Genomic DNA, 4,725 nt, shown 5'->3' with positions numbered 1-4,725 from the left:
GAATAGTCGGTGGGTTTTTAGCGGCTGTTGCGCCCGGTGTTGATTCCGAGGCGACCTCGATTCCTCTTGAGTCGATAGAGACCGTAATTTGGAGTTTCTAAAAGTGCCGCTATGTGTGCACTGTCGCGCGCATTGCCATGACGCACACGCGCCGGACATTTATACGCACGTCCGCAACGGCCGGGGCCGCGCTCTTTGCGGAAGCGCTGGGCGCCCGCGAACCGAAGCATGCTCCACCTCCCCCGGCGGAACCTCCGCGCCAGACGGAGGACGTGATATTTCTCACTCCCACCGATCCCGCTTACGCGGCGGCCCGGCAGGCTTACAATGCGGGCATCCTCCTCCGGCCGAACTCCATTGCCCTCTGCGCCACGGAGGCCGGCGTGCAGAAGGCGCTGCAGCGCGCCAGGGCCGAAAAGTGGCCGGTCGCCGTCAAATCCGGCGGCCACTCCTTCGAAGGCTTTTCGCTGAATGACGATGGGCTGGTCGTCGGCGTCTCGCCGATGCGCGACTTGCACCTGGATGCTCATAGCGGGTTGCTCACCGCGGGCGCGGGTTGCCGCTTGCGCGACGTGAATCTCTTTCTTCTCCCGCAGGGTCGTTTTCTGCCCGCCGGCTCCTGCGCCACGGTGGGCCTCGCGGGACTGACCCTCGGTGGGGGCTATGGAATGTTTGCCCGCAAGTTCGGCCTTACCTGCGATCATCTCAGGAGCTTCCGCATGGTCGATGGCACCGGCGCGATCCACGATTCGGCGGACGATCCCGATCTGCTCTGGGCCGCGCGCGGTGGGGGCAACGGCCACTTTGGCATCGTCACGCAACTCACCCTGCAAACGCGCCCCGTACCGAAGGCGTTTTCGTCCTGGAGATTTCGCGCCTACCATCTCGATGAAATCCGCGCGACCGCGCTGCTCGACGCGTGGTTCAAGGTCACCGCAGCTTTGCCGGACGACGCTTTCTCCGCCTGGATCATGAACGGCAGCCAGGTGACCATCCTGCTGACCACCGTCGGCTCGAGAGAAGAAAAGGGCGTCGTGGCGGCCCGGCGCCAACTCACCGCCCTTACGAACAAAGCCAGCGCGGCCCCGCCGGTGCCGTTGGCGAAATCGATCCCCTGGTATTACGGCGGGCCGGGCCCGGAATTCTTCAAGAACACCAGCGCCGGTTATTACCGGGGCATGGACGACATCCGCAGCGCCCTGCCGGGCATTTTCTTCGAGGTCCTCACCAAGCCCGGCCTGGTTTTCCAGATCAACACCATGGGCGGTGCGATCGGGAAGGAAGGCGCCGACGGCGCGTATCCGCATCGCGCCTATTCCTATCTCGGCGAGGCGCAGGCCTACTGGGACAGCCCCTTCCGCGCGTCGAACTTGCGCGCCGCCATCGGCCGCATCCGCGATCACATCGCGCAAGCCGGCATCACCGGCCACTACGCCAACTATCCGGATCTCGCCTTCCAGGACTGGCCCACCGCCTACTACGGCCGGGAAAATTACCAGCGCCTCCAGACGCTCAAAAAGCGCTACGACCCCGAGGACCGCATCCGCCATCCGCAAAGCGTGCGGTTGCCGAGCTAATCGCTGTCTCGCCCTATTCCCGTCAAATGTATCAAACCCGCAGGCCGGAGTCTGCGGGTTTGATGACGGAAATAGCCACGGACCTTACTTCTTGTCGTCCGAAGTGGTCGTCGTCGTGGTGGTGGTTTTCTTCTCGATGATTACGGGCGGGGCGGGCGCCTTTTCCACGATCACGGGCTTTTCCACGATCACCGGGCGGTCGACGTAAACTTTCTTCTCCACCGGAACGAGGACCTTCTTCTCCACGATCACGGGTTTCTCGACGATCACCGGGGGCTTCGTAATCGTGGTATTGGTGTTGCGCTCGATGACGGTTGGCGCGACCGCACTCGCGGTTTGCTTCCGAACCACGACGCGACTAGCGATCATTTGATCGCCTTCCCGGACGTAGTAAACAGTGACGGGCAGGCCTGACTTGACCATCTCGAGTCCCACCGGGGCGCCGGCTTCGTCCACATAGGTGGTGGACCTGCTGAAGCGGTAACGGAGCGGTTGCGGGGAGGATTCGGAGCGGATGATCAGCGAGTCGTCTCCGATTTCGGAAACCGTGCCAGCGGTCGTGGTGGTTGAAACCGAAGTCGTCGCGCCCTCGGGGGTGGTGGTGCTCGAGCGAACCTCTGTTTGCGCGGAGGCAAAAGAGGTGAGGGCGAGCGTGGAAGCGAGCGTAAGCGCGGTGCGGATGGATTTTTTCATATAGGGGGTTGGTTGGTCGGCGTCTCTCCTCCGCACCCGATCAGCGGGTCAGTAAGTCTCTCCCGAATCGCGTGACGCGGGGGTTTTGGCCGTGGCCATCGCCGGGTTCGCCGTTGCCGGTGTTTAATGACTAGATATCCCCAGCACGGTATCGGCGCCATCGGCAGAAAGGCTTTGGTAAACAGCGGGGTAACATGCGCTGCGGCGCGTGAAATACAGTCAGGATGCCTGCCCTGCACGATATAGGGGCATATGTTACTCATCATCGCTATTATTCTGTTAATCTTGTGGGGTGGTGGGTTTGCCCTTCACGTCGGCGGCGGCATCATTCATCTGCTGCTCATCATCGCGCTGGTGGTGTTTATTCTTCATTTTGTTCGCGGCAGAGCAGCCTGAAAGGGATTTGGGGAAAATCTCGGCGGCTGACGCCCGGGGACGATGCCGGGTTTGCGAAATCGGGCAGTGAAGTGTTGATTGTGCACCGGCGGTCGAGAACTCCACCGCGGGAGTTTGCACCCCTCCACCTCATGCCTGCGCTCAAAACCAAGATCACCGCCACCGACGCGCTCGTCGGCATTTGGACGGTTCTCCTGACGTCCTTCATCATCTCGACGCTTTATTTCGGCCGTGAGCTGCTCATTCCGCTCGCGCTTTCGGCGTTGCTTACCTTTCTGCTTTCGCCGCTGGTCGCACGCATCGAGCGGTGGATCGGCCGCATCGCGGCGGTGTTGCTCGTCGTGGCTTTGATCTTTACCGGCTTTGGCGCGGCGGGGTGGATGCTAACCCGCCAATTGGTCGACCTGGCGACGAAGCTCCCCGAATACAAGGGCAACATCGTGGCGAAAATGCATGCCTTCGAGCTGCCGAAAGGCGGTGTCTTCACGAACCTGTCGCAGACGGTCGACGAGCTCAAGCAAGAGCTGCCCGGTGGGTCAGCGCAGCCCGCGCCGACAGTCACGCACGAGGCTGGCAAGCCCGAGACGGCAGTCGCATCGCCCCCGCGCCCGCCGCCCACCGCCGTGCCGGTGCAGATTGTCGAGACCTCCAGGGGCAATCCCGTGCAACTGGTCGAACTCCTCGTCGCCCCATTGCTGGGGCCCTTGGGAATGGCCGCGCTCGTGCTGGTGCTGGTCATTTTCATGCTGCTCCAGCGCGAAGATTTGCGCAGCCGACTCATCCGGCTTATCGGCCAGGGGCGGATTAGCGCCACGACCCGGGCCCTGGACGACGCAGGCCAGCGCGTTTCGCGCTACCTGCTGATGCAACTGGTGGTCAATCTTGCTTACGGCACGGTGATCGCCGTCGGTCTGTATTTCATCGGCGTTCCGAATGCCCTGCTTTGGGGCGCGTTCGGCACCGTCCTGCGCTTCATTCCCTACGTCGGGCCTTGGGTCGCGACGATCCTTCCCACGCTCCTCGCGCTCGCCGTTTCGCCCCACTGGACGATGCCGATCCTGACGGTGGCGCTGTTCGCCGGGGTAGAGCTGCTCCTGAACAACGTGATCGAGCCATGGCTCTACGGCGCCCATACCGGCGTATCCTCGATCGCGCTGATCGTGGCGGCGGTGTTCTGGACGTGGCTGTGGGGACCGCTCGGCCTGGTCCTCGCGACGCCTCTGACCGTCTGCCTCGTCGTCATGGGGCGGCATGTCCCGCGCCTTTCTTTCCTCAGTATCGTCCTGAGCGATGAGGAAGCGCTCACGCCCGCCGAGGACTGCTACGCACGGCTGCTTAGGTCCGGGGACCGCGACGCTTTGGAACTGACCGACGCGTATCTGAACGGCAACTCGGTCACTGCGCTCTATGATTCCGTCTTCCTCCCGGTGCTGACCGCGGTGGAGATCGATGCCCGTGCGGAGTTGGTGGACCAGGAGCAACTCCGCAACGTCGAGCAGAGTATGCGTGACATTATCGAAGACCTCGGCACGCGCCCGGCGGTGCCGTCCAAGGTGGCCACGCCAAAGGCCGGAGCCGCGGCCGACGAAATGCCCGCTCATCCCCTGGCGATGGTCCCCGACTGCCGGGTATACTGTCTGCCCGCCCGGGCAGACCGCGACGAACTGGGCGGCGCCATGCTCACGCAGCTGCTGCGCCAGCAAGGTTTTGGCGCCCAAAATGCCCCGGCCAAACTGGTCGCGGGGGAGCTGCTCGCCCTGGCCGAAAAGGCGGACGTGGATATCGTTTGCATCTCGGTCGTGGCGCCGTCGACGGTCATTCATGCCCGTTATCTCTGCCTCAAACTGCGCGCGCTTTTGCCAAAACAAAAAATCATGATCGGCCTGTGGGGTGCGACTGAAGACGTGCCGGAGGCCACCCGGCGCTTGCTCGAGTCGGGAGCGGATGAAGTGGTCACCTCGCTCTCCGGGGCGCTCGCGCAGGTGGCCCGGCTCGCCCCCCCCATGACCGAAGAGATGACGCCCGCGCCGATCCCCGCGGACGAGGAGGAGCGCCTCGC

4 protein-coding genes are annotated in these 4,725 nt (G+C 63.3%); 3 read left to right on the top strand and 1 reads right to left on the bottom strand.

Annotated elements, in window-relative coordinates; genetic code table 11:
• Window positions 1-137: 137 nt before the first annotated feature.
• On the top strand, window positions 138-1,577 hold the full coding sequence (locus ABJF10_RS29390) for an FAD-binding oxidoreductase (RefSeq protein ID WP_348548167.1): 1,440 nt from the start codon (window positions 138-140) through the stop codon (window positions 1,575-1,577).
• Window positions 1,578-1,661: 84 nt separating this feature from the next.
• On the opposite strand, the gene ABJF10_RS29385 is transcribed toward ABJF10_RS29390, so the two are convergent.
• Entirely contained in the window at window positions 1,662-2,270 is a 609-nt protein-coding gene (locus tag ABJF10_RS29385) for a hypothetical protein (RefSeq protein WP_348548166.1), read from the bottom strand.
• Between the two features lie 252 nt (window positions 2,271-2,522).
• Between ABJF10_RS29385 and ABJF10_RS29380 the strand changes: the two genes are divergently transcribed.
• Window positions 2,523-2,666 carry a lmo0937 family membrane protein gene (locus tag ABJF10_RS29380; protein ID WP_348548165.1) on the top strand — a complete coding sequence of 48 codons (144 nt, stop codon included), beginning with the start codon at window positions 2,523-2,525 and terminating at the stop codon, window positions 2,664-2,666.
• A 131-nt stretch (window positions 2,667-2,797) separates the two neighbouring features.
• Window positions 2,798-4,725 (top strand): AI-2E family transporter (locus tag ABJF10_RS29375; protein ID WP_348548164.1); only part of this gene is annotated, 1,928 nt, incomplete at its 3' end.

Source organism: Chthoniobacter sp. (genome assembly GCF_040003245.1).
Lineage (GTDB): Bacteria > Verrucomicrobiota > Verrucomicrobiia > Chthoniobacterales > Chthoniobacteraceae > Chthoniobacter.
This window is presented reverse-complemented; position numbering and strand designations above follow the sequence as displayed.